This window comes from Labedella gwakjiensis (genome assembly GCF_003014675.1).
Classification (GTDB): domain Bacteria; phylum Actinomycetota; class Actinomycetes; order Actinomycetales; family Microbacteriaceae; genus Labedella; species Labedella gwakjiensis.
In genome coordinates this window covers 1002237-1026475 of sequence record NZ_PYAU01000001.1, presented here as the reverse complement: position 1 = coordinate 1026475, position 24239 = coordinate 1002237, and the positions used below count along the sequence as shown (strand labels likewise).

Genomic DNA, 24239 nt, shown 5'->3' with positions numbered 1-24239 from the left:
GGGTCAGTCCTTCACGGCGCCGGCGGTCACGCCGGCGGCGACGTATCGCTGGGCCACCACGAGGAGGATGGCCGCGGGGATGGAGGCGACGACGGCAGTGGCCATGATCGCGTTCCACTGGGTGGTGTTGTTGCCGATGTAGGCGTAGATGCCGAGGGTCACGGGCCGCAGCTCGCTGTTGCGCGCGAGCGTCGACGCGAAGATGAAGTCCGACCAGGCCCAGAGGAACGCGAAGAGCGAGACCGTGAGCACCGAGTTGCGGCTCATCGGCAGCACGATCGAGACGAACGTGCGCCAGGCGTTCGCGCCGTCGACCTTCGCGGCCTGCAGCAGCTCGCGCGGGAGTCCGCTCATGAACGCGGTGAACAGCAGCACCCCGAACGGGACGGCGATCGTCGAGTCCGCGAGGATCAGCCCCCACACGCTGTTGAGGAGACCTGCGCGCACGTAGATGGCGTAGAAGCCCATCGCCATGACGACGCCGGGGATCATCTGCGCCACGAGCAGGATGAAGTTGAGGGTGCGCCCGCCGCGGAGGTTGAGCAGGGCGATCGCGTACGCCGCCGGGGCGGCGATGACGACGGTGAGGACGACGCAGCCGAGACCGATGAGGAGGCTCGTCCCGAGGTTGGGGAGCTGCTGGCGGATGACGGCCTCGAAGCCCTCGAGCGTCGGGTTCACCGGGAAGATGTGCGGTGGGCTCAGCCGGAGGTCCTGCGTGCGCGTGAGCGACACGTTGACCATCCAGTAGACGGGGAAGAGCATGAGGGCTGTGAAGATCACGCCGAGCGCGAGCTTCCACCACGAACGACGAGCGGTCATGAGTTCGCCTCCCGGCGCTGGATGCGGAGGTAGAAGAATCCGAAGATCAGGGCGATCACGATGAGCAGGTTGCCGACGGCCGCCGCGGGGGAGAGGTCGGGCTGTCCCGTTCCGAAGGCCTCGCGGTAGGACCAGATGGCGAGCGTGGTCGACGAGTTCGCCGGGCCTCCAGCGGTCATGATCCAGATGATGTCGACGACCTTGAGCGTGTAGACGAGTCCCAGGAGGAGTGTGATCGCGGACACGGGCTTGAGGAGCGGGAACGTGATGCTCCAGAACTGCCGCCAGGCACCCGCTCCGTCGAGAGAGGCCGCCTCGTACACGTCGAGCGAGATGTTCTGCAGTCCCGCGTAGAGGATCACGAGGTTGAAGGGGATGCCGAGCCAGATGTTCGCGATGATCACCGAGGTGAGCGCCGTCTCCGGCGACGTGAGCCAGTTGATCTGCTCGCCGCCGAACGCCACGATCACCGAGTTCACGATGCCGCTGTCACTGTTGAGCATCCACGACCACACGGACGCCGACACGATGAGCGGCAGCAGCCACGGTACGAGGAAGAGTCCGCGGAGCAGTCCGGAGAGAGGGAAGTTGCTGCGGAAGAACACCGCGAGGGCGAGGCCGATCGCGTACTGGAAGAGCAGGGACACCACCACGAAGAGGGTGGTGTTGACGAGCGCCTGGCCGAAGAGCGGGCTGCTCAGGATGGCCGCGTAGTTGTCGAAACCCACGAATTCCGCGTTGCCCTGCACGAAGGCGCGGATCGTGTAGTCGTGGATGCTGAGGTCCACGCTGCGGATGAGGGGGAACGCGTAGAAGACGAGCAGGTACGCGATGAGAGGGGCCGCGAAGCCGAAGGCGACCCACCGCGAGCCGAGGAGGCGCGAGGGCCGTCGCTTGCGCGGGTCGGGCACGGTCACCGAGACGGTGTCGGTGCCCGGCGCCGGACGGCGGGTGAGGGAGGTGGTCATGATGCCTTCGGTTCTGTGTCGCGAGGTGGGGCGCGTGTGGGCCGGTGCGGGCCCACACGGGCCGGTTGGGCCCGGGGCGGGAGCGGCGGCTCCCGCCCCGGGGTATCGGCGGCGGCTAGTTGCCGTCGGTCTCTGTGGCAGCGGCGTCCTGGGCGGCGTCGAGCGCGGCCTGGGGGTCCTCCGCTCCGGACAGTGCGCTCTGGACGGCGGTCCACAGCTGCTCGGAGATCTTCGGGTAGTCGGTTCCGAGGTTGTCGCTCGTGCGTCCCTTCGCGGCCTGCACGGCGGAGACCCAGGTGTCGAGCTCCGGGTGCTCCTCGAGCAGGGCGTCCTGGCCGTCAGCTGTCGGGGGGATGTAGTACGCGAACGTGTTCGCCGTCTCCACGAAGCCCTCTGGGGTCGTCATGCACTCGATGATCTTCCGCGTCACGTCGTAGCGTGCGGTGTCCGACTGGACGGGGGCGATCACGAACTCGCCGCCGGTCGGAGCAGGGGCGGCGCCGCCGTCCTTCGCGGGGAGCGTGATGACGCCCGTCTCGAAGCCGGCGTCCGCCGCGCTGTTGACCTGCCACGTGCCGTTCTCGGCGAACGCGAACTCACCGGTGAGGAACTCCTCCCAGACGGTGTTCTGCGAGTTGGTGATGACCGAGTTGGGCGCGTAACCCTTGTCGAGCCAGCCCTTCCACAGGTTCAGGGCCTCGACGGCCTCCGACGAGTTGAGCTCGGTGAGGTCGGCTCCTGCGCCCCAGAACCACGGGAGGAACTGGAACGTGCCCTCCTCGGTGTTGAGGGCCGAGAACGTGATGCCGCGCTTGCCGGTGTCGTTGACCTTCGCGAGGGCCGCGTCGAGGCTGTCCCAGTCGGTGATCGACGCGGGGTCCACGCCGGCCGCGGAGAGGATGTCGGCGTTGTAGTAGAGGGCGAGGGTGTTCGCGCCGATCGGGATGCCGTAGGTCTCGCCGTCGAGCTCGCCGGCGGCGAGGAGGTTCTCGTCAATGTCGGAGACGTCGAGCCCGAGCTCCTCGACCGTGGAGACCATGCCGGTCTCCGCGAGCGTCGAGACGGCGGGGTTGTCGAGCAGGATCACGTCGGGGGAGTTGTTCTCCTGCGCCGCGAGGAGCGCCTGGTTGGTGAGGGCCGTGGTGTCGTACGCGGTGCGCTCGATGGTCACGCCGGCCTCGTCGCCGCACGCCTGCACACGATTGGCCCAGTCGGAGCCCTCCTCGTGCTGGGGGTACGGGTCCCACCAGGTGTAGGTGCCGGACGCGGCGTCGTCTCCGCCGCCGGAGCCGCCGGTCGAGCAGCCGGCCAGGGCGACGGCCGCGAGCGCGGTCGTCGCGAGGGCCAACGGAACATGCAGCTTCTTTGCAATCATGCGGGTTTCTCCTTCGTGGTGCGTCCGACGGGTCGACGGACGACGGTCCCCTCGAGGGCGTCGAGGGACCGGGGTGGTGGGGTGGGGGTGGTGTCGGTGGTGTCGGTGGGGTCAGGGGCGGGGAGCGGCGATGCTTCCCCGGTCGTCGAGCACAGGGGCGATCAGCTCGAGATGGGCGGGAGTGGCGGCGTGGCCGCCCTCGATGCGATGCACGAGCTGCTCGACGGCGCGCCGGCCGAGCTCCTCCGCCGCGCTGTCGACGGCCGAGAACGGCAGCGAGAAGGTGCGGGCGAAGTCGTCGGAGTATCGGCCGATGACCGAGAGGTCCTCGGGGGAGGTCATCCCCCGGGCGACCAGCACGGAGGGGAGCGCGGCGGCTGCGGCCTCGTTGTTGAGCAGCAGACCCGTCGCGTCGGGGTGGGCGTCGAGGAAGCGGTGCAGGTCGGCGCCGATCTGCGGCTGGCTCGACGAGCCGAAGAACGTGTGGATGCGCACGCCGAGCTCGTCGGCGCGGCGCTTGGCGCCGTCCCGGAGGCGCCACACGTACGCGCCGCCTCTCTCGACCACGTGCTCCGGCTGCGAGACGAGGATGAGCTCGCGGTGGCCGAGGTCGTGGAGCGTGTCGACCATGAAGGACCCGGTCGCGTCGAAGTCGAGGTCGAAGACGTCAAGGCCGTCCGGTGACCCCGGGAGCCCGACGAGGGCGCCGGGCTGCGGGGCCGAGCGGAGCAGGGGGAGGCGCGTGTCGTGTTCCGCGACGTTCAGGAGCACGAAGCCGTCGACCATGCGTGAGTCGGAGATGCGCTTGAGGGCGGCCGCGCCGTCGTCCTCCGAGACGAGGAGGGTGTCGTAGCCGAGCTCCCGGGCACGGTTCGTGACGCCGAGGATGTACTGCAGCATGGCTGGTGCGAACTCGTCGGGGAGGAACTGGCCGAGGAGGGCGAGGACGCGCGTCTGCGACGTGGCGAGGGCGCGGGCTCCGGCGTTGGGCGTGTAACCGAGGCTCTCGACGGCGAGCAGGACCTTCGCGCGCACCTCGGGGGAGATGGTCCGCTTGCCGGACAGTGCGTAGGACGCCGTGCTGCGGGAGACCCCCGCTGCACTGGCGACGTCGCCGATGGTGACCATTTAGCCTCATTGCTCGAAGTGGTGCGCGTTCGACCGAGTGTAGTCGAACCGGTTCGAGTCGAACCGGTTCGATGCTACGTCGACTCCATCCGATCGCGCAAGATCGAATCGGCACTTTTTCGCGGAGGGGGCGTTCTCTGCAGCCGCCCCCTCGGTCGGATGGCCGCCGAGGGGGCGATGCGCCGGCGTCACACGGCGAAGCGCGCGCCCACGAGATCGACCGACACATCCCACAGGCGACGGGCGGCGTCCATGTCGCGCAGCGGCTTCCACAGTCCGCTGCGTGCGGGCGCACCGCCGATCTGGCGCTTCGGGCCGAAGAGCTCGTCGGCGCGCGCCGAGGGGTCCGTCGCCGCGAGGAGGGCGGGGAGGGCCGCCGTCTCGGGCGTGCCGACGACGCCGAGGCGGGAGAGCAGCCGGATCACGCGCACCTCGGTCGTGTCGCGCGGCCGGCCGAGTCCCGGCTGGGCGGACAGCAGGTTCGTGGGGGAGACGCCCGGGTGTGACACCGTGCTCGAGATGCCCCAGCCCTCCGCCCGGCTGCGGGCGTCCAGCTCGCGGGCGAAGAGGCCAACGGCGAGTTTCGACTGGCTGTACGCCTTCATCACGTCGTACGACCGCTCCCACTGCAGGTCGTCCCAGTTGATGCCGGCGCTGCGTGCCGCGATGCTCGTCTGGTGCGTCACGCGCGCCTTGCCCTCTCGGAGGAGCGGCAGGAGCCCGAGCGTGAGGGCGACGTGCCCGAGGTGGTTCGTGCCGAACTGCAGCTCGAAACCGTCGGCCGTGGTCTGTCGGCTCGGAGGGTTCATCACTCCGGCGTTGTTGACGAGGATGTCGACGGGCCGGCCTTCCGTGCGCAGGGTGTCGGTGAATGCGGCGACGGAGTCGAGCGACGAGAGGTCGAATGATCGGACGTCGACCCGGGAGGCGGGGGCCAGGTCGCGGATGCGCGCGGCCGCCGTCTCCCCCTTCGCCGCCGAGCGGACGGGCATGACGAGGTCGGCCCCCGCCTGCGCGAGGCGCGTGGCGATGACGCGGCCGATGCCGTCGCTCGCCCCCGTGACGACGGCGAGCGTGCCGGTGAGATCGGGAACGGTGATGTCGGTCGTACGAGGCATGGGGTCTCCCGTCGGTGGGCGGCTCGGGGCCGCCGGTGTTCGTGTGAGTCCCATGCTCGGCGTTCCCGTCCGTCGTATTCAGGGCCTGACGATCCACCCCTCGCGAACGACTCCGTCGACGAGCTGTCGTCAGGCGATCTCGCCGGGAGCGGTCGACCCGCCGGCATCCGCCACGAGATCGAGCTGCGACCAGGCGACGTCGTGCCAGCGGTCGTCCTTCCAGCCGATGTCCCGGAAAACGCCGACAGGTGCGAAGCCGAACCGCTCGTGCAGTCGCTCGCTCGCGGGGTTCGGCAGGGTGATGCACGCTGTCGCCTGCCGATAACCACGTCGGCGCAGGACGGCGAGCAGTTCCTCGTAGAGCGCGCGACCGATCCCGGATCCGCGCCGATCGCGGTCGAGGTAGACGCTCACCTCGCAGCTCCAGCGGTAGGCGGCACGCGGATGGAACGCGCCGGCGTAGGCGTAGCCGAAGACGCCGTGCTCGTCTTCGATCACGAGCCAGGCGTGCTTCCGAGTCGCGGTCTCGATGCGCTCCGCCATCGTGTCGCCGGACGGGGGCTCCAGCTCGAACGTGATCGCCGAGTCGGTGACGTAGGGCGCGTAGATGCGGGCGCAGGCGGCTCCGTCTTCGGCGGTGGCGGGACGGATGTGTCGAAGGTCGGTCATGCTCGCATAGTAGGCCAGCGGGCTACTATGGTGTCAATACGGATCTCGAGGAAGTGGCGACGAATGGGCGAGCTCAACGATGACATCGCACGAGCGGTGCGAACGGCCCGCGTCGAGCGTTCGCTGACGCCGGCGCAGCTCGCCGACCTGTCCGGTGTGTCCCGCGCGATGATCTCGAAGATCGAGCGGAACGAGGTGCAGCCGACGGCTGCCCTGCTCGCGCGGCTCGCGACGGCTCTCGGTCTCACCCTGTCGGGGCTGATCGCTCGAGCGGAGGGGACCGGTTCCCGGCTCGCCCGCCGGGCCGACCAGACGCTGTGGACCGACCCGGGCACGGGGTTCACGCGCACGGCCGTCTCGCCCGGAGCCGCGACGGCGATCGAACTCGTGGAGGTAGACCTCCCGGCGGGTGCCGAGGTCGCCTACCCGGCCGATTCGTACCGCTTCATCGATCAGCAGATCTGGGTGTTGTCGGGCACCCTGTCCTTCCAAGAGGGCGACGAGCTCCACACGCTGACGGAGGGGGACTGCCTTCAGCTCGCGGAACCACGCGATTGCGTGTTCCGCGCGCCCGCCGACGGTGGCTGCCGGTATCTCGTGGCCATCGGGACGACGCCCGCCGCCCGGCGCTAGCCCGTTCTGCTGGCGGTCAGGAGGAGAGCGACTGGGCTCCGATCACCCCGAGCAGTTGCAGCTTCTCGGCGCTCTCACTCCCCGGGATCGCGGTGTAGACGAGCAATCGGTGGGACTGGTCCGGGTCGAGGAGGGTCTGGCATGCGAGCTCGAGCGCTCCCACCTCCGGGTGGAGGAACCGCTTGATCTCCGGCGGGCGGAGCCCTGCCTCGTGGTCGTCCCACAGGGTGCGGAAGTGCTCGTCGCGCTCGGCGAGCAGGGCGGCGAGTCGGGCGGCGCGCGAGTCCGGTCCGCGCATCGTGACGATCTCGCGGAGACCGGACGCGTAGAGCCGGGAGAGGACGAGCTCCTCCTCCGGTGGGTACGCCTCTCGGAGGGCGCGCTCCGTGAACCAGCGGTAGCCGAGGCTCCGCGACGGACCGGTGCGCTCGGAGGCGTCTCCGAGGAGGGCGACACCCATGCGGGTCTGACGCAGGGTCTCGCCGAGCTCCGTAACGATCTCCGCCGGGGTGTCGTCGAGGCGGTCGAGGATGCGGAGGAGGCCGGGGCTCACGTGGTCGCTCGCGGCCCCGCGCGGGGGCGGGTTGTGCCCGGCGAGGCGGAAGACATGGTCGCGCTCTCCGAGCGTGAGGTGCAGCCCCTGGGCGATCGACGCGATCATCTGCTCCGACGGGTGCGGGCCGGTTCCACGCTCGAGGCGCGCGTAGTAGTCCGTCGACATGTGGCAGAGCGCCGCGACCTCCTCGCGGCGCAGCCCGCTCGTCCGCCGCCGCTGTCCGCGCGAGAGGCCGACGTCCTCGGGTTGCAGCGACTCCCGTCGCCGTCGCAGGAACGTCGCCAGTCCGTCGCGGTCGATCATGTGCGCCCCCTCGTCCGTCCGCGCGGTGCGGTCCCCCCCACCTTCCTACCCGCGCCGGCCACGCGGAACCAGGACCCGCCGATCCACCCCTCCGGGCCAGCTGCAGCCCTACGGGATGAGGCGCTCCGCGCGGTAGCGGTCGAAGAGAGCCGTGAACGAGTCGACCGTGCGGTGGAACGACGTGAACCCGGCGAGCCGCGACTTGCCGATGTCCGTCACGACCTCGATCTCACGGCCCAGGTCCGCGTCGGTGTGCCACCACGACGCGAGTCGCTCGAGGTCCGCCTCGACGAGCCCGTGCTCCGTCACGATGCGCTGCCAGACCTCGTCCGCTCCGGCCATCTGCTCCTCGAGCGGCTGCGGCACCTCGCCGGGACCGACCGGTTCCACGCCGAAGTACTCGGCGATCCGCGACCACATCCAGCGCCAGCGGAACACGTCGCCGTTGACGACGTTGAAGGCCTCGTTGCGCCCCGCGTCGCTCGTGCCCGCCCACACCATCTGCTCGGCGAGGATCGTGGCGTCCGTCATGTCGGTGAGGCCGTTCCACTGCGTGAGCGAACCGGGGAAGACGAACGGTGTGCCCTGCTCGCGCGCGATCGACGCCGCGACGGCGAGCGTCAGTCCCATGTTCATGGCGTTGCCCACGGCGTGGCCGATCACGGTGTGGGAGCGGTGCACCGACCACGTGAAGCCCTGACGCTCGGCGGCCGCGAAGAGTTCGTCCTCCTGCGCGTAGTAGAAGTTGGGGGCGTCGAGTCGGGCCTCCTCCTCGTGGAAGGGGGTGTCGGGCATGTTCCCCTGCCCGTACGCCTCGAACGGGCCGAGGTAGTGCTTGAGGCCGGTGACGAGGGCGACGTGCTCGAGCGGCGCGTGCGCGAGGGCGGCGAGCAGGTCGCGCACCATGCCGCCGTTGACGGCGATGTTCTGCTCCTCCGTCTCCTGCCGCGACCACGCGGTGAAGAACACGTGCGTCGGCCGCTCGTCCGCGAGCGTGTTCGCGAGGCTGTCGGCGGAGCGGAGGTCGGCGGAGAGCGCGCGCACCCCCGGGCGTTCGGCGATGGGGCGGCGGGAGAGGGCGGCGACGGACCAGCCGTCCGCCGACAGCAGGTCGACGAGGGCCGAGCCGCCGATGCCCGTCGCGCCGACGACGAGCGCGCGGCGTCCGTTCGCGGAGTCGGTGGTGGGGGTGGGCGCGGGGGAGCGATCGGTCGAAGAGGTCATCCTCGGGTCAACGCGTCCGACCCGGTCGAATTCCCCTCGAGCGGGATCCGCGCGTGGCCGCGCCCCGATCAGGCGGTGACGAGCGAGACGACGAGACCGACGATCGACGCCAGGAGCGCGATCGCACTCACCCTGTAGGCGATGACCCGCCGTCGACCACGGAAGACGAGCGGGAGGACGACGGCGGCGAGCAGGCCCGCCGGTATCGCGAGGGCCGTGCCGACGATGAGCCCGTAGCCGTGCATGTCCCGCTCGGGCGGCCCGAGGCGGCTTCCGAGCACGAGCCACACCGCGGCGACGAAGACGACGAGGGCCGCTGCGCCGATGAGGCCGGCGATCACGCGGAGGACGACGGAGACGGCCCGGGGGCTCGGCTGCTGCTCGCTCGACGTCATCCGCTCACTCTAGGACGGGGCGGTCGTCGCAGTAGCGTGAGGGGATGACGGTGACATGGGTGCGGGCTGCGGCGGCTGCGCTTCTGGTGGCGGCGACCGTGACCGGGTGCGCGTCCGAGTCGCCCTCGCCGACGGCCGACACGGGGGAGCCCGAGTCGAGCGCGACACCCACGGATGAGCTCCTCTGGGCCGACGAGTTCGACGGCCCAGAGGGTCGGCGCCCCGACGATGCGGTGTGGGTCACGCAGACGGGCAACCTCGACGACGAGGGCTGGGGCAACAACGAGCTCCAGTTCTACACCGACGCCCCCGAGAACTCCTCGCTCGACGGCGACGGCCACCTCGTGATCGCGGCGTTGCCCGCCGAGCCGGATGCGGATCTGCCGTGCGTCACCGTGCCGTCCTGCCCGTACACGTCCGCCCGGCTCACGACCGAGGGGACCGTCGCACTCGAGACCGGGCGGGTCGAGGTGAGGGCGCGCATCCCGAACGGCACGGGGCTGCTCCCGGCGATCTGGATGCTCGGGAACAACGGCGAGACCTGGCCGGCGCAGGGCGAGATCGATGTCGCCGAGGTCGTCGGAGGGGAGCCGGACACGGTGTACGGCACCGCCCACGGGCCCAGCTATTTCAACGAGGACGGGATCGGCGCGGCGTTCGACCTCGGGGAGCCGTCGGGTGACGAGTTCCACGTATACGCCGTCGACAAGCGGCCGGAGGCGATCACGTGGTCCGTCGACGGCGAGGACTACCTCACCCTGACCCCCGACGACCTCCCCGACCCGGGCGACTGGGTGTTCGAGCAGGACATGCACGTCCTGTTGAACGTCGCCGCGGGCGGCGACTGGCCAGGCTCGCCCGACGCGTCCACCACCTTCCCGGCCGAGATGGTGGTGGACTACGTGCGCATCTTCGGCTCCTGAATCGGGCACGATGGGTCATGCGCTGGTCCCGCCACCCATCGAGCGCCCACACATCGAAACGACGGACGAACGAATGACGACACCCCTCTCCGATCTGACGCAGATGCCCGACCCGCAGGTCGTGATGTCGGCCGACGGCTTCCGGATCGCGACCTATTCGTGGGGTCACGACTCCGATCCGACGGTCGTGCTGGTCCACGGCTTCGCATCGAGCACCCGCGACAACTGGGTCAACACCGGATGGGTGCGTGATCTGCAGCGCGCCGGATTCCGCGTCCTGGCGCTCGACCAGCGGGGGCACGGCCAGTCGGACAAGCCGCTCGAGCCCCGCGACTACGAGCTGTCCGTCCTCGCTCGTGACATCGAGAACGTCCTCGACACCTACCTCGTCGACTCGGCGTCCTACGTCGGCTACTCGCTCGGTGCGCGCGTCGGGTGGGAGGTCGCGCAGGATCTCCAGGACCGGCTCACGAAGGTCGTCCTCGGCGGAGTGCCCGACGGCGTACCCCTCGCGCGGCTCGACCTCGATCAGGTCAGAGCGCTCGTCGACCACGGCACGCCGGTGACCGACAAGGTCACGATGAACTACCTCCAGCTCATGGAACGCGTCGCCGGCAACGACGTGCGCGCGCTCCTCGCGATCGCGGGAGGGATGCGGGCATCGGGGGCGGCCGACCCCGACCCCGCACACGCTCCGGCTCAGGAGATCCTGTTCGCCACCGGTTCCCTCGACGCGATCATCGAGGGTTCACGCGCGCTCGCCGCCGCCGCACCGCGCGGCCGGTTCGTCGAGATCCCCGGTCGGCACCACTTCAACGCGCCCGGCTCGCGCGACTTCCGCCGGCTCGCGCTGGAGTTCCTCACGGAGGAGTGACCTCTCCGGGGACGGACGAGGCGCCGCGGCGTCAGCCCTGCGCCGCGTCGACGCTCACGGCCCACGTCACGCCGAAGCGGTCGGTGAGCATCCCGAAGCCGGCCGACCACGCCGAGGCGGCGAGCGGCTCCACGATGGTCGCGCCCTCGGCGAGAGCGTCCCAGTGGCCGGAGACCTCGTCGAGCGTCTCGCCGCGGAGGGCGATGAAGAACGGCTCGTCCGTGATCGTCGTGCCGTTCTCCCGGCGGGTCGTTCCGACCGCGCGCGGGGAGTCCGTTCCGGGCACGTCGTAGGCCATGACGGAGAACCCGTTGGGGGCGAAGACGAGTCCGAAGACGACCTTGTCCGTGTCCGGGAGGCCGGCCGGCATGCCGAAGTCGCCGTAGGTGCTGATCGTGGCCTGGCCGCCGAAGGCCGACGCATAGAAGTCGAGGGCCTCGCGGGCGTCGCCGTGGAAGTTGAGGTGGGTGGTGGCGCTGACGGACATGGTGTCTCCTCATGGTGGGAGCCGAGCGGCTCTCGTGATCCCCGCGATTCCGGGGCTGAATGAAGCCTCTCAGCGGTACCGGTCAGGGATCGTCCGGTATGTGCGGCATGATCGGATCATGCCCGTGTCCGATTCGCCGTCGACGTCGCGTCGCCTGCTCGCGCTGCTCTCCCTGCTGCAGGCGCGCCGCGACTGGCCGGCGCCCGTGCTCGCGCACCGCCTCGACGTGAGCGAGCGCACCATCCGCCGCGACATCGACCGACTCCGCGAACTCGACTACTCGATCGAGGCCACGCGCGGACCGGACGGCGGCTACCGCCTGCAGGCCGGGTCGCAGCTCCCGCCGCTCGTGTTCGACGAGGAGCAGGCGGTCGCCATCGCCCTCACGCTCCGCGCCGCCGGGTCCCTCGGCATCGACATCGAAGAGGCCGCGGCACGAGCCCTCGGAACGGTGACCCGGCTCCTGCCGTCGAGGCTCGTGCACCGCGTCGGGAACCTCGAGGCCGCGGATGCCGCCGGCCGCCGGACGGCGCAGGTCGACCCCGACGTGCTGCTCCGGATCGGCGAGGCGATCACCGCGGGGGAGGAGCTGCGCTTCGACTACGCCTCGCCGTCGTCCTCCGGCGCCGAGGAGCCGGTCCGCCGGACGGAGCCGCACCACCTCCTCCTGCATTCGGGGCGTTGGTATCTCATCGGCTACACGACGGAGAGGGAGGACTGGCGCGTCTACCGCGCCGACCGGATCCGCCCGCGCAGCCACAACGGTCGGCGGTTCACGCCGCGCACGGTGCCGGGCGGCGACCCCGCCCGGTTCCTGTCGGCCCGCTTCATGGGATCGACGGGGGCGGATACCTGGGCCTGCTGGGGGGAGGCGACGCTCGACCTGCCCCTGGCGGCGGTGGTCCCGTACCTGGGCGACGGCAGTGCGGAGGCAGTCGGACCGGATCGCAGCCGTGTACGGCTCGGCGCCTGGTCGTGGGGCGCCCTCGCAGCCGAGTTCCTGCGATTCGAGGCGGAGCTGAGTGCGGTCGAGCCGGCGGACCTCCGCGCCGCTTTCGCAGCCGTCGCTGAGCGCTCCGCGCGTGCGGCGCGCGGCGCCCGTCCCCTCGGTCCCTGAGCCTGTCGACGGGTGCCCCGGCTCTCGCGGCCACGGGCGGCATCGACTCGTCCCGTACCCCGTCGAGGGGTGTACCGCGAGGGCCTCCCTCCGTTCAGGACGCGGACGTAGCCTTCAGACATGGACAATCGAGCAGAGGTGCGTGAGTTCCTCATGTCGCGTCGCGCGAAGACGACGCCGGAGGCCGCGGGGCTGCCCGCCGGGCCGAACCGCCGCGTCCCGGGACTCCGCCGCTCCGAGGTCGCGATGCTCGCCGGCGTGAGCGTCGAATACTACTCGCGGCTCGAACGCGGCACGATCGCCGGCGCATCCTCCTCCGTCCTCGACGCCATCGCGCGCGCTCTGCAGCTCGACGACGCCGAGACCGCGCACCTCTACGACCTCGCCCGCGCAGCAGACGGCACCCCCGCCTCGGGCCGGCCCCGCCGCCGTGCGTCGAGCCCGCCCACGGCGCGGCCCAGCCTCCAGTGGGCGCTCGAGGCGATCACCGACGGCGTGGCGTTCGTGCGCAACTCCCGCCAGGACCTCCTCGCGACGAACGCCTTGGGCCGCGCCTTCTACTCGCCGGTGATCGGCGAGGGAGGCCGCACCCCGAACCTCGCCCGATTCCAGTTCCTCGACCCCGCGTCGCGCGACTTCTACCCCGACTGGGAACTGTTCGCCGAGATGTGCGTCGGCATGATGCGCGCAGAGGCCGGACGCGATCCGCACGACAAGGCGCTGCAGGATCTCGTCGGAGAGCTGTCGACGCAGAGCGACACCTTCCGCCGCATCTGGGGAGCGCACGACGTCCGTCGGCACGGCGCGGGCACGAAGCGCTTCCGGCACCCGCTCGTCGGCGACCTCACGCTCGCCTACGAGGAGCTCGCGATCACCGCGGAGCCCGGTCTCGTCATGCTCGTCTACACCGCGGAGCCCGGATCCCCGTCGGCGGAGCGACTGCGCCTCCTCGCGAGCTGGGCGGCGACGCAGCACGTCGACGCCGAGTCGCCGCGCCAGGACTCCGCCATCTGACCATCGGCCCCGATCGTGCTCATGGCGCACGTTCCGGAGGCGCCGCCATCACCATCGACACGCCACGACCATCGACACGAAGGACGCTGACACATGACCACCATCGCCATCATCGGAGCGGGCAAAGGACTCGGACTCTCGGTCGCCCGCCGCTTCGGACGCGAGGGCTTCTCCGTCGCCCTCATCTCCCGCAACCAGGAGCGCGTCGACGCGCTCGCCGCGACCCTCGGTGAGGAGGGCATCACGGCTGCGGGCTTCACCGCCAACGTCCGCGAGCCCGAGTCGCTGACCGACGCCCTCGAGGCCGCGACCGCCGCCCTCGGTCCCATCGAGGTGCTCCAGTACAGCCCGCTGCCGGCCAAGGAGTACATGCGGACCGTGCTCGAGACGTCGGTCGCCGACCTCGTCGGCCCCGTCGAGTTCTCGATCTACGGACCCGTCACCGCCGCCCGCCACGTGATCCCCGGCATGCGTGTGATCGGGCAGGGCACGATCCTCTTCGTCAACGGCGCGAGCGCCGTGCGACCCGGCGCCAAGGTGACCGGCACGTCCGTCGCCTTCGCCGGCGAGAGCGCCTACGCACAGCTCCTCCACGACGCGCTCGAGGAGGAGAACATCCACGTCGGGCAGCTCATCATCCCGCTCGGCATCGGCGGGGGAGACCCCGACCACGAGCCCGAGGCGCTCGCCGAGAAGCTCTGGACGATCCACTCCGAGCGCGGCGAGTTCCGCACGTACGTCAAGCCGCTCGACTGACCCCCATCCTGGACTGACCCGCACGTCTTCCGACCCACACGACGACACCCCCGATCCCACAAGGAGACACATGCTCACCGTCAACGCCTACGCCGCACCGTCCGCCACCGAGCCCCTCGTCCCCACGACCATCGAGCGCCGCGACGTCGGCCCGAAGGACGTCCTCATCGCCATCCGCTACGCCGGCATCTGCCACTCCGATATCCACACCGTGCGCGGTGACTGGGGCGCCATCGAGTACCCGCAGGTCGTCGGTCACGAGATCGTCGGCGAGGTCGTCGAGGTCGGTTCCGACGTGTCGAAGCACGCCGTGGGCGACCGCGTCGGCGTCGGCTGCATGGTCAACTCGTGCCGCGAGTGCGAGAACTGCCTCGCCGGCATGGAGAACTACTGCCTCAAGGGCAACACCGGAACGTACGCGAGCACCGACCGCGACGGCACCATCACGCAGGGCGGCTACTCGACGCACGTCGTGGTGGACGAGGACTTCGTCCTCCGCGTGCCCGAGGCGATCCCGTACGAGGCCGCCGCTCCGCTGCTGTGCGCCGGCATCACGACCTACTCGCCCCTCGCCCACTGGAACGCGGGCCCGGGCAAGCGCGTCGCCGTCGTCGGCATGGGCGGCCTCGGTCACCTGGGCGTGAAGATCGCACACGCCATGGGTGCAGAGGTCACCGTGCTCTCGCAGACCCTCTCCAAGGAGGAGGACGGCAAGCGGTTCGGTGCCGACCACTACTACGCGACGAGCGACGAGAAGACCTTCGAGACCCTCGCGAACCAGTTCGACCTCATCCTCAACACGGTGAGCGCGACCCTCGACCTCTCGAAGTACCTCGGCCTGCTGCGCCTCGATGGTGCGCTCGTGAACGTCGGTGCGCCGGGCGAGCCGCTCCCGCTCCAGGTGTTCTCGCTGTTCCGGAACCGTCTCTCGTTCGCCGGCTCGGGCATCGGGTCCATCGGGGAGACGCAGGAGATGCTCGACTTCTGCGCCGAGAACGGCATCGCACCGGAGATCGAGATGATCGCCGCCGACGAGATCAACGACGCGTACGAGCGCGTGCTGAAGAGCGACGTGCGCTACCGCTTCGTCATCGACACGAAGACGCTGGAGACGGAGGAGGCCCCCGCCGCCTGACCCGCGTCGGGATTGCTGTCGGCCTGCCCTGACCGCGTCGGCCGGGCCTGACCGCCGCCGAGCGCTACAGTTTGCGCCCAGCGCCACACCTGTTCGTGTGGCGCTGGGCGCTTCCTGTAGCGCTCGACGTTTCCGGGGTGGAGGCCGGAACGGAGGCGGGGCGGCTCAGCGGGGCGGGAGAGCGGGGCGGCTCAGGCGGGGAGCGCCACACCGGTGTGCGCCGCGAGCGCCTCGAGGAGTTCGTCCTGGAACCGTTCGTCGCGCGTCGACGGGTGGGGTGTGCGCTGCGTCCGGTGGTACCAGTACGCGGAACCGTCGGTCTCCGGCTCCTCTCCGGCCGCGAGCCACGCCTGCGTCTGGTGGCCGGCCTCGAGATCGTCCGGTGCCCCCGGGCCGCCCATCGCGGTCGGCACCCAGCCGGGGTCGACGGCGTGGCTCGACTGCACGTCGAGCCGGCGCCACGCGGCGAACGCCAGCGTCGTCACGAGGAGCTTGCTGTCGGAATACGACGCCGAGGTCTTCCCACCGCTCCAGTCGAGCCCTGCGACCGTGGCCCGACCCCCGTTGTGCATGCCGCTGCTCAGGAAGACGAGACGACGGGCGGGGACGAGGGCCGTGAGGAGGTAGGGGGCCACGACGTTGACGGGGAGGATCCGCCGGCCGTCGAGCACTCCGGCGTTGTGGATGATCGCGTCGACGCCCCCGAGACGCTCCACCTGGGTTGCGAGATCGCGCGTGGCCTCGAGGTCGCTCAGGTCTGCCGTCACGAGCCGGCCCCCGCGCTCGAGCACATCCCGGATCGACTCCGCCCGTTCCTCCGTGCGCGCGTGCACGACCACATCGTGGCCGGCGGCGAGGAGCTCTCGGGCCGCACCGGCTCCGAGTCCGGACGCGGCTCCCGTGACGAGGATGCGTGACATGTCGTTCCTTTCGGCTGCTGACGGCGATGCTGACGAGTCTGACACCGGTGAGTCGCCCGAGGGGTCCCCTCCCGGTGCATCCCTCGTGCGGGACTCCCGCCCTCCGCGGCTCGGGAACAGACTCGTCGAGACGTCGCCGACCTCCCGGTGGCGCGACGAGAGCAGGAGACCACCGTGACCGCACAGGACACCGCATCGTTGCCGGCGTCGACACCGGCGAACCCCCAGCGCATGCCGTGGGCTGCGCTCGGCCTCCTCGCCGCCATGGGCTTCATCCTCATCGCCGGCGAGACCATGCCGGCGGGGCTGTTGACGGTGATCGCAGGCGACCTCGGCACGTCGGAGGGGATCGTCGGGCAGTTCATCAGCGTCTGGGCGCTCGGGACCGTGATCGTGACGATTCCGGCGATCAGCCTCACGAGAGGGATGAGACGCAAGCCGCTCCTCCTCGGCGCGATCACGGGGCTCCTCCTGACGAACGGCGTCACCGCCCTATCCGACGACGTCGTGCTCTCCCTCGTGTCGCGGTTCTTCGCCGGCGCCTTCACCGGGGTGATCTGGGGAATGCTCGCGGCCTACGGCCGGAGGATCAGCCCGGACGCGCGCGGGGGCCTCGCCCTGTCCATCGTCTCGGTCGGGGCCCCAGCGGGCCTCGCCCTCGGGACCCCGCTCGGCGCATGGGTCGGGAGCATCGTCGACTGGCGGTGGTCGTTCGCCGGGCTGTCTCTCGCCGCCCTCGTCGTCCTCGGGCTCGTCGCGCTCATCGTGCCCGACGCGCCCGGTCAACCGCCGGCTGACCGGCTGCCGTTGCGCGGGGTACTCGGGCTGCCGGGCGTCTCGATCGTCCTCGCGGTCATCGTCGCGTGGATGCTCGCGCACACCACCGTCTACACCTACGTCGCCCCCTACCTCCGGGACTCGGGTGCGGGCGTCGCGCCCGAGCTCCTGCTCCTCGTCTACGGGCTGGCATCGGTCCTCGGGATCGTCGTGACGGCGATCGTCATCGACCGTCACCCGAGAGCTCTCCTCCACGTGAGCATCGGGGTGTTCATCGTCGCCGGGGGCGTGCTCCTCGTCGCGCATGCCCTCGCGCCCGCCGTCCTCGTCGCGACGGTGCTGTGGGGCACCGCGTTCGGCGGAGCGGCAGCGCAACTGCAGTCGGTCCTGACGATCGCCGGCGGCGCGAACTCGGACGTCGCCAACTCGTTCCTCCCGGTGGCCTTCAACCTCGCCATCTTCGCGGGCGGCGTCCTCGGGGCTGCCGTGATCGGATCCCTCGACGGCCTCGTCCTTCCCGTCGTCATGATCGTGCTGGGATGCGTCGCCCTCCTCCTCGTGGTGGCGGGACGACGGACCGCCTTCGCTGCCCGGTGAGCCCGCGGGTCCCACAGGATGAGCGGATGGCACCGGTAGCGTTGACCGTATGGCCCTTCTCGATGTCCTCGACCGCGCCGCGACCTCGCCGGCCCACGCCCGTGAGATGTTCCGCAACGGATTGGTCGAACCCACGGCGGGCTGGTCCCGCGGTTTCGCGCAAGCGAACATCCTGGCCATCCCACGCGAGCACGCGTTCGACTTCCTGCTGTTCGCGCAGCGCAATCCGAAGCCGTGTCCGATCCTCGGCGTGCTCGAGGCGGGGGAGACGACGGGGCCGCTGCTGGGCGGAGGCGACATCCGCACCGACGTCCCGAAGTACACGGTCTACCGCGACGGTGTGAAGGTGGACGAGCCGACCGATCTCTCGGAGCATTGGCGTGACGACCTCGTGACGTTCATCATCGGCTGCTCGTTCACGTTCGAGTCGGCGCTGCAGGACGGCGGCATCAGCATCGCGCACATCGATCAGGGCGTGAACGTGCCGATGTACCGCACCAACCGGGAGTGCGCGCCGGCCGGTGCGATGTCGGGTCCGCTCGTGGTGTCGATGCGTCCGATCCCCGCGTCGCAGGTGGCGGACGCCGTGCGCATCACGTCGCGCTACCCCGCCGTCCACGGCGCTCCCGTGCACGTCGGCAATCCGGAGGAGCTCGGCATCGCGGACCTCGGCGCCCCCGACTTCGGTGACGCCGTGAGCATCCCCGACGGCCACATCCCCGTGTTCTGGGCGTGCGGCGTCACTCCGCAGGCGGCCGTCATGCGGTCGCGCCCGCCGCTCGCCATCGGGCACGCGCCGGGGCACATGCTCATCACCGACGCACGCGACAGCGACTACCTCATCCCCTGACACCGTGTCCGGGGCGAGCGAACAGGGCGGCCTCCAGCTGCCCCGCCCCGAGCGCGCCCCGTCGGGGTGAGCGCGCGGCTCAGGCCCCGCGCTGGTAGTCGGCGACGAGCTCGTCGTAGCCGGCGCGGTAGTCCGGGTAGTCGAGGTGGCCGAGGAGCGCGTGCAGGGCGGCGCCGTCGAAGACGTTGCCGTGCAGTCGTCCGCCGTCGCCGTCGCCGGACGGAGCCGTGACGCCGAGGAGGGACGCGATGTGGTCGACGACCTCCCGGAGCGCCACGGGCTCCTCGTCCACGGCGTGCAGCACGCGAGGCGGCTCCGCCATCGTGAGGAGGGTCTCGAGCGCTCGGGCGAGGTCGCTTTCGTGGATGCGGTTCGTGATGCGCCCGGCGTCGATGGTGGGCGCCGAGAGGGTCTGCCGGATGAGGAAGTCGCGTCCCGGCCCGTAGATGCCGACCGGTCGGAGGATGATCGCGTCGAACTGCTCGACGGCGGCGGTCTCCGCGTCGAGCAGCATCTGCGAACGTTCCGTCTCGCCCGTCGGGATGTCGTCCTCCGTGATCGGCTGGCGCCCGCTCCAGCCGTCGAAGACCCCCGTGGTCGACACGAAGACCGTCCGGCCGGGGGGAGTCGGTAGCGCTGCGGCGAGCCCCGCGAGGGCTGAGCTGTAGTCGCCGTCCACGGCGCTCGGGGTGAGGGTGATGACGAGCGCGTCCGCGGCGGTAAGAGGCTCGTCGATCGGGGCGGTGAGGTCGACCGAGATCGACGTGAAGGCATTCGGCAGCGAGCTCACGTCGCGCCGGAGGGCCACCACGCGGCCGCCCGCGGCGACGAGGCGCTCGCCGAGCGCCGTGCCGAGCTTCCCGCACCCCGCGATGATCGTCGTACCGGGCGCGTCTGCAGGAGGAGTGATCACAGAGCGACTGTGCCACACGCGGATCGACGCGGGCCGAGCCTTGCGCTCGGCCTCCAGGCTCATCCGACGTCAGCGCCCCGAGCGAGTTCGCGGGAGAACGCCCCGACGATCGTCGCCTCGTCCGGAAGTGCGGCCTGCGCCTCCTCGGCGAGTTCGTACCGGCTGACGGCCACCGGCTGCGCCGTCGACGCGAGAGCGTAGCGGACGACGGCGTCGTTCTTCCCGGCGACCAGGAGGATGCCGACGGTCGGCTGATGGGTGCCGGGGATGCGCAACTTGTCGTCGACGAGGGCCACGTAGAAGCCGAGCTGTCCGGTGTCGCGTGGATCGAAGACGGTCGTCTTGAGCTCGACGACCACGTAGCGGAGCTGCTGGACGTGGAAGAAGAGGAGGTCTACGTAGAAGTCGTCACCCTCCACGTCGAAGTGGACCTGCCGCCCGACGAAGGCGAATCCGGGCCCGAGCTCGCGGAGCGTGTCGACGATGCGGTCGACGAGCCGCTCTTCCAGCTGGCGCTCGGGCGCATCCCCGTCGACGGCGAGGAAGTCGAGAGCGTACGGGTCACGGGTGATCTGTTGGGCGAGCTCCGAGTCGGGCTGCGAGAGCGCGCCGACGAAGTTGGTGGGCGCCGCTGCTTCGCGCGTGTGGAGTCGGGTGGTGATCTGGTGGGCGAGGACCGCGCGGGACCAGCCGTGTGCGACGTCCTTCGCGGCGTACCAGTCCCGGAGACCCTGGTCGTCGAGCTTGTCGAGGAGCTCTGTGACATGACCCCACGGCAATTGTGCAACAGGCTGTTGCACAATTGCGTCCGCGCTCGGCCAAGCCCGTGCGAAGGCCTGCATGTAGAGGAGATTGCGTCGGGAGAACCCCCTCATCGACGGAAACTCGGAACGAAGATCATCAGCAAGGCGGGCGAGCACACCACTGCCCCATGCCTCGTGCTGCTGCCGTTCCAGGATCGTGTTGCCGATATGCCACCAGAGGAGAAGCAACTCGGTGTTGACCCTTCTCTGGGCAGCAAAACGGGCAGTATGCACCTGCCGCTTCAGGTCGTCGAGGGTGGCCGCGTAATCGTCGGGAACAAGTGCGCTCATGCATCGAGGATCCCCGCCACCACCGACATCCTGACGATCTTCTCCACAGGACGGACGGGGTCCGCGTGGCGGCTCATCAGGCCGCCGCGATCACGCCCCCGAGCATCGCGACGAGGCGCGGGATCGCCGTGGGATCCGCGCGAGCGTGGGCCGGATCGAGCTGCCCGATCGACAGCGCGCGACAGTCCGGATCGCTCCACAGCGCGGCGAGAGCGGGTCCCAGCTGCGCGATCGTCGGCCCGCTGTTGCGGCCGTTCACGTTCTCCGCGATCGGGGCGTCGAGGAAGTCCAGCACGTCGACGTCGAGGTGCACCGCGAAGGGCCCGGCGGACAGTGCCGTCCGAGCCGAACGCGCCGCCTCGGTCGGGTGTCCGACGAGTTCGTCCTGCGTGACGATCCGCAGCCCCAGCTCGGTGACCGCTGAACGCTCACCCCCGGTCGACTGCATCGGCTCGTGCCCGAGGTACACGAGGTCGGTCGGGCGCAAGAGGGGCGCCTGCCCGGTGGCGTTCGCGAGCGACCCCTCCGTACCGTCGAGCGCGAGCGCGTGCGCCATGCCCATCCAGCTGAGGGACCCCTCGCGCGTCGTGTGCGGCGTGTTGAGATCGAGGTGGCGGTCGACGTAGACGAGTCGCGCGCGGTCCTCCTTCTCTGCGAGAGCCGCGCAGACCCCGAGAGCCACGCCGCAGCTGCCGCCGAGGACGAGGATCCGACCGTTCTCGAGGCCTGAGGCCGCCGCGGCCGCGAGTTCGCGGACCGCCTCGATCTCGGTGTCGAGGTTCTGGACGAAGGGACGCTCGCGGTCAGGCGACCAGGTCCTCTCCGTCAGATCGCCGGCATCGACCACCTCGTGACCGCTCTCGCGCAGCGCCTCCAGGAGCCCTGCTTCGCGCAGCGCCGTCGGCGCCCGCTCGACACCCACCCCGTACGCGCCCGCGCTGTCCGGGACGCCGATCACGGTCACCTGCATCTGATCTCCCGCCGACCGATTCAGTCAAACAGGGCGACCGCCCGCCCGGAAGGGTTCTTCCTGCCGTCCCGCCGGCATATCCCGCCGCGACACGGGGTTCGTGGCGCGGGGACGGGTCGACCCTCAGAGTACGCGGACCGCCGCCCCCATCGCGGTGATCGCCTGCACCAGGAGGGGACGCGGCATCGCGAAGACCAGGCGCACGAAGCCCTCGGCGCCCGCGCCGCAGAGCGCGCCGTCGGTGAGCGTCACTCCCGCGTGCTCGCGGAAGAACGCGGCGGGCGATCCGTCGATCCCGAGTCCGCGGCAGTCGATCCAGGCGAGGTACGTCGCGTCCGGAGCCCTGTAGACAGCGCCGGGGAGATGCTCGGCGACGAGCTCGGCGAGCAGGCGCCTGTTGCCGTCGAGGTAGTCGACCACGTCGGCGAGCCACTCGCGCCCCTCTCGGTACGCGGCCGTCGCGGCGATCACGCCGGGGGTCGCGGCGCCGTGCTGCACGGCGAAACCGAAGCGGCCGTAGTGCTCCTGATCGGCGTCGTTCGACACGATGAGCTGAGCCGCCTTGAGCCCGGGGACGTTCCACGCCTTCGACGCGCTCGTGCCGGTGACGGTGTGGCCGGCGGCGGCCTCCGAGATCGACGCGTACGGGATGTGGCGCCGTCCGTCGAAGCGCAACGGCGCGTGGATCTCGTCCGCGAAGACCCGGCCGCCGTGCCGTTCCACGACCTCGGCGATCGCTTCGAGCTCTTCCCGCTCGAACACGGTACCCGTGGGGTTCTGCGGATTGCAGAGCACGAGCGTGCCGGCGCCGTCCGCGAAGGCGCGGTCGATCGCGTCGAGGTCGTGCCGCCACCGACCGTCCTCCACGATGCCCGGAACCTCGACGACCGGCCGCCCGAGCGTGGGCGGGTAGGTCAGGAACGGCATGTAGGCGGGCGTCGGCACGATGACGGGGGAGCCCGCCGGCGAGTACTCCGTGATGGCGACGCCGAGCGCAGCCATCACGTCCGAGACATGGTGCACGCGCTCCGGGTCGACCGACCAGTCGTACTCCTCACCCATCCACTCGGCGGTCGCGTCCGCCATGTCGCGCGCCGTCGCGGGGGAGAGGTAGCCGAACACCCCGCCCTCGATCGAGCGTTGCAGCGCGGCGGTGACGGCGGGGGCCGTGCCGAAGTCCATCTCGGCCACCCACGCGCCGATCGTGCCGGGATGGAGGCTCCACTTGCGGCTCGACGACACGTCGAGATCGGTGGTGGTGAGCGCGTCGAACGCGTGCCCGTCGGACGGATCGTCGCGCCAGCTCGTCACCATCGCCCCATCCTCCCGCCCCGCCGCCGTTCGGGCCCGCCCTGTTACCTCGTGCGACGCCGTGCGGACGGGATGTGATCGATGTGTTGAGCGCTCACAATCGACGAAAACCGATCACACGCCCGGAATAACGCGGGTCACGAGCTGGTAACGGCCTCTTGTGCTCCGGTAATTGTGATCGCTAACATCCACACAACGACATCATCGACGATGTCCCCGGCACGAGTGTCAGACCCCCTCGCGGAGCGGTCACACAGCACGGCCGGACCCGAACAAGGAGGTTCACTGACATGAAGAAGCGTTCCATCGGGCTGGCCGCGGCCGGTGCCCTGCTCCTCGCCCTCACCGGTTGTGCGGGCGGAAACGCCGGCGGCACGAGCGACGGACCCAAGGCCCTCGACGAACTCGTCGTCGGGTTCTCGCAGGTCGGCGCCGAGAGCGGCTGGCGCACCGCCAACACCACCGACATCCAGGCGGCCTTCAAGGACGCCGGGATCGAACTCAAGTTCTCCGACGCGCAGCAGAAGCAGGAGAACCAGATCAAGGCGATCCGCTCCTACATCCAGCAGCAGGTCGACATCATCGCGTTCTCCCCGGTCGTCGAGTCCGGTTGGGACGCCGTTCTCAACGAGGCCAAGGCCGCCGGCATCCCCGTGGTCCTCACGGACCGCGCCGTCGACTCCGCCGACGACTCGCTGTACGTCTCGTTCCTCGGATCCGACTTCGTCGAAGAGGGCAAGAAGGCCGGCGACTGGGTCGTCGAGGAGTACTCGGGAAGCGACGACGACGTGAAGATCGCGCAGCTCGAGGGCACGACGGGCGCCGCTCCGGCGATCGACCGCGCCGAGGGCTTCGCCGACGTGATCGGCGCCGACGACAAGTTCGAGATCGTCGCGAGCCAGACCGGTGACTTCACCCGCGCCGGCGGCAAGCAGGTCACCGAGGCGCTCCTGAAGTCCAACCCGGACATCGACCTCATCTACGCGCACAACGACGACATGGGTCTCGGCGCGATCGAGGCGATCGAGGCCGCCGGCCTCACCCCGGGCGAGGACATCAAGATCGTCACGGTCGACGCGGTGAAGGACGGCATGCAGGCGCTCGCCGATGGCAAGATCAACTTCATCGTCGAATGCTCGCCGCTCCTGGGTGCGCAGCTCGTCGACATCGTGAAGCAGATCAACGATGGTGAGACGCCCGAGAAGCGCATCATCACCGAGGAGACGACCTTCACGCAGGAGCAGGCCGTCGAGGCCCTGCCCGACCGCCAGTACTGATCCACCCGGCGGGTGGTCGGCTCCGGCCGACCA

The 24239-nt window shown here is 70.4% G+C and carries 25 protein-coding genes; 10 read left to right on the top strand and 15 right to left on the bottom strand.

What is annotated here, in order from left to right; genetic code table 11:
- Positions 1 to 3: 3 nt before the first annotated feature.
- The 6 genes from CLV49_RS04820 to CLV49_RS04795 all read right to left on the bottom strand — a co-directional run bounded on the left by CLV49_RS04820 (position 4) and on the right by CLV49_RS04795 (position 6080).
- Positions 4 to 822: a carbohydrate ABC transporter permease gene (locus CLV49_RS04820; RefSeq protein WP_106562516.1), complete on the bottom strand. Its 819-nt coding sequence runs from the start codon at positions 820 to 822 to the stop codon at positions 4 to 6.
- A complete protein-coding gene (locus CLV49_RS04815; RefSeq protein WP_106562515.1) occupies positions 819 to 1790 on the bottom strand; it encodes a carbohydrate ABC transporter permease in 972 nt (323 codons plus the stop codon). Before CLV49_RS04815 ends, CLV49_RS04820 begins: the two co-directional genes overlap by 4 nt.
- Before the next feature lie 115 nt (positions 1791 to 1905).
- Complete coding sequence (locus CLV49_RS04810) at positions 1906 to 3165, bottom strand: sugar ABC transporter substrate-binding protein (RefSeq protein ID WP_106562514.1); 1260 nt, start codon at positions 3163 to 3165, stop codon at positions 1906 to 1908.
- A 111-nt stretch (positions 3166 to 3276) separates the two neighbouring features.
- Complete coding sequence (locus tag CLV49_RS04805) at positions 3277 to 4293, bottom strand: LacI family DNA-binding transcriptional regulator (protein ID WP_106562513.1); 1017 nt, start codon at positions 4291 to 4293, stop codon at positions 3277 to 3279.
- A gap of 188 nt (positions 4294 to 4481) precedes the next feature.
- On the bottom strand, positions 4482 to 5411 hold the full coding sequence (locus tag CLV49_RS04800; RefSeq protein ID WP_106562512.1) for an SDR family oxidoreductase: 930 nt from the start codon (positions 5409 to 5411) through the stop codon (positions 4482 to 4484).
- Positions 5412 to 5540: 129 nt separating this feature from the next.
- Complete coding sequence (locus tag CLV49_RS04795; RefSeq protein WP_106562511.1) at positions 5541 to 6080, bottom strand: GNAT family N-acetyltransferase; 540 nt, start codon at positions 6078 to 6080, stop codon at positions 5541 to 5543.
- Between the two features lie 63 nt (positions 6081 to 6143).
- On the opposite strand from CLV49_RS04795, the gene CLV49_RS04790 reads away from it, so the two are divergent.
- Positions 6144 to 6713, top strand: coding sequence for a helix-turn-helix domain-containing protein (locus tag CLV49_RS04790; protein ID WP_106562510.1), 570 nt, complete (start codon positions 6144 to 6146; stop codon positions 6711 to 6713).
- 16 nt (positions 6714 to 6729) lie between these two features.
- On the opposite strand, the gene CLV49_RS04785 is transcribed toward CLV49_RS04790, so the two are convergent.
- The 3 genes from CLV49_RS04785 to CLV49_RS04775 form a co-directional block, all read right to left on the bottom strand.
- Positions 6730 to 7572 (bottom strand): helix-turn-helix transcriptional regulator, encoded by an 843-nt coding sequence (locus CLV49_RS04785; RefSeq protein WP_106562509.1) that lies wholly within the window; start codon positions 7570 to 7572, stop codon positions 6730 to 6732.
- A gap of 108 nt (positions 7573 to 7680) precedes the next feature.
- Positions 7681 to 8796, bottom strand: a complete 1116-nt coding sequence (locus CLV49_RS04780; protein ID WP_106562508.1) for an SDR family oxidoreductase — start codon at positions 8794 to 8796, stop codon at positions 7681 to 7683.
- 68 nt (positions 8797 to 8864) lie between these two features.
- On the bottom strand, positions 8865 to 9191 hold the full coding sequence (locus tag CLV49_RS04775) for a hypothetical protein (RefSeq protein WP_106562507.1): 327 nt from the start codon (positions 9189 to 9191) through the stop codon (positions 8865 to 8867).
- Positions 9192 to 9235: 44 nt separating this feature from the next.
- Between CLV49_RS04775 and CLV49_RS04770 the strand changes: the two genes are divergently transcribed.
- Complete coding sequence (locus CLV49_RS04770; RefSeq protein WP_106562506.1) at positions 9236 to 10114, top strand: glycoside hydrolase family 16 protein; 879 nt, start codon at positions 9236 to 9238, stop codon at positions 10112 to 10114.
- 73 nt (positions 10115 to 10187) lie between these two features.
- On the top strand, positions 10188 to 10988 hold the full coding sequence (locus tag CLV49_RS04765) for an alpha/beta fold hydrolase (protein WP_106562505.1): 801 nt from the start codon (positions 10188 to 10190) through the stop codon (positions 10986 to 10988).
- 31 nt (positions 10989 to 11019) lie between these two features.
- On the opposite strand, the gene CLV49_RS04760 is transcribed toward CLV49_RS04765, so the two are convergent.
- Positions 11020 to 11475, bottom strand: coding sequence for a VOC family protein (locus tag CLV49_RS04760; protein ID WP_106562504.1), 456 nt, complete (start codon positions 11473 to 11475; stop codon positions 11020 to 11022).
- 118 nt (positions 11476 to 11593) lie between these two features.
- Here CLV49_RS04760 and CLV49_RS04755 point away from each other — a divergent pair, with 118 nt between their 5' ends.
- The 4 genes from CLV49_RS04755 (at position 11594) to CLV49_RS04740 (ending at position 15497) form a co-directional block, all read left to right on the top strand.
- On the top strand, positions 11594 to 12592 hold the full coding sequence (locus tag CLV49_RS04755; protein WP_106562503.1) for a helix-turn-helix transcriptional regulator: 999 nt from the start codon (positions 11594 to 11596) through the stop codon (positions 12590 to 12592).
- Between the two features lie 120 nt (positions 12593 to 12712).
- A complete protein-coding gene (locus tag CLV49_RS04750) occupies positions 12713 to 13606 on the top strand; it encodes a helix-turn-helix domain-containing protein (protein ID WP_106562502.1) in 894 nt (297 codons plus the stop codon).
- 93 nt (positions 13607 to 13699) lie between these two features.
- Entirely contained in the window at positions 13700 to 14362 is a 663-nt protein-coding gene (locus CLV49_RS04745; protein ID WP_106562501.1) for an SDR family NAD(P)-dependent oxidoreductase, read from the top strand.
- 70 nt (positions 14363 to 14432) lie between these two features.
- Positions 14433 to 15497 (top strand): NAD(P)-dependent alcohol dehydrogenase, encoded by a 1065-nt coding sequence (locus CLV49_RS04740; protein ID WP_106562500.1) that lies wholly within the window; start codon positions 14433 to 14435, stop codon positions 15495 to 15497.
- A 191-nt stretch (positions 15498 to 15688) separates the two neighbouring features.
- Here the strand turns inward: CLV49_RS04740 and CLV49_RS04735 are convergent, their stop codons facing one another.
- A complete protein-coding gene (locus CLV49_RS04735; protein ID WP_106562499.1) occupies positions 15689 to 16417 on the bottom strand; it encodes an SDR family NAD(P)-dependent oxidoreductase in 729 nt (242 codons plus the stop codon).
- Between the two features lie 174 nt (positions 16418 to 16591).
- Between CLV49_RS04735 and CLV49_RS04730 the strand changes: the two genes are divergently transcribed.
- The gene (locus CLV49_RS04730) at positions 16592 to 17791 is read left to right on the top strand and encodes an MFS transporter (RefSeq protein WP_243696727.1); all 1200 of its coding nucleotides are present in this window, start codon (positions 16592 to 16594) and stop codon (positions 17789 to 17791) included.
- 49 nt (positions 17792 to 17840) lie between these two features.
- A complete protein-coding gene (locus tag CLV49_RS04725; protein WP_106562498.1) occupies positions 17841 to 18641 on the top strand; it encodes a putative hydro-lyase in 801 nt (266 codons plus the stop codon).
- 79 nt (positions 18642 to 18720) lie between these two features.
- Here the strand turns inward: CLV49_RS04725 and CLV49_RS04720 are convergent, their stop codons facing one another.
- The 4 genes from CLV49_RS04720 to CLV49_RS04705 all read right to left on the bottom strand — a co-directional run bounded on the left by CLV49_RS04720 (position 18721) and on the right by CLV49_RS04705 (position 22932).
- Entirely contained in the window at positions 18721 to 19554 is an 834-nt protein-coding gene (locus tag CLV49_RS04720; protein WP_243696726.1) for an NAD(P)-binding domain-containing protein, read from the bottom strand.
- Positions 19555 to 19613: 59 nt separating this feature from the next.
- A complete protein-coding gene (locus CLV49_RS04715; RefSeq protein ID WP_106562496.1) occupies positions 19614 to 20648 on the bottom strand; it encodes a PDDEXK nuclease domain-containing protein in 1035 nt (344 codons plus the stop codon).
- Positions 20649 to 20724: 76 nt separating this feature from the next.
- Positions 20725 to 21618, bottom strand: a complete 894-nt coding sequence (locus CLV49_RS04710) for an arginase family protein (RefSeq protein WP_106562495.1) — start codon at positions 21616 to 21618, stop codon at positions 20725 to 20727.
- A gap of 123 nt (positions 21619 to 21741) precedes the next feature.
- Positions 21742 to 22932: a MalY/PatB family protein gene (locus CLV49_RS04705; RefSeq protein ID WP_106562494.1), complete on the bottom strand. Its 1191-nt coding sequence runs from the start codon at positions 22930 to 22932 to the stop codon at positions 21742 to 21744.
- A 287-nt stretch (positions 22933 to 23219) separates the two neighbouring features.
- Between CLV49_RS04705 and CLV49_RS04700 the strand changes: the two genes are divergently transcribed.
- Positions 23220 to 24206: an ABC transporter substrate-binding protein gene (locus CLV49_RS04700; RefSeq protein WP_106562493.1), complete on the top strand. Its 987-nt coding sequence runs from the start codon at positions 23220 to 23222 to the stop codon at positions 24204 to 24206.
- Positions 24207 to 24239: the final 33 nt, after the last annotated feature.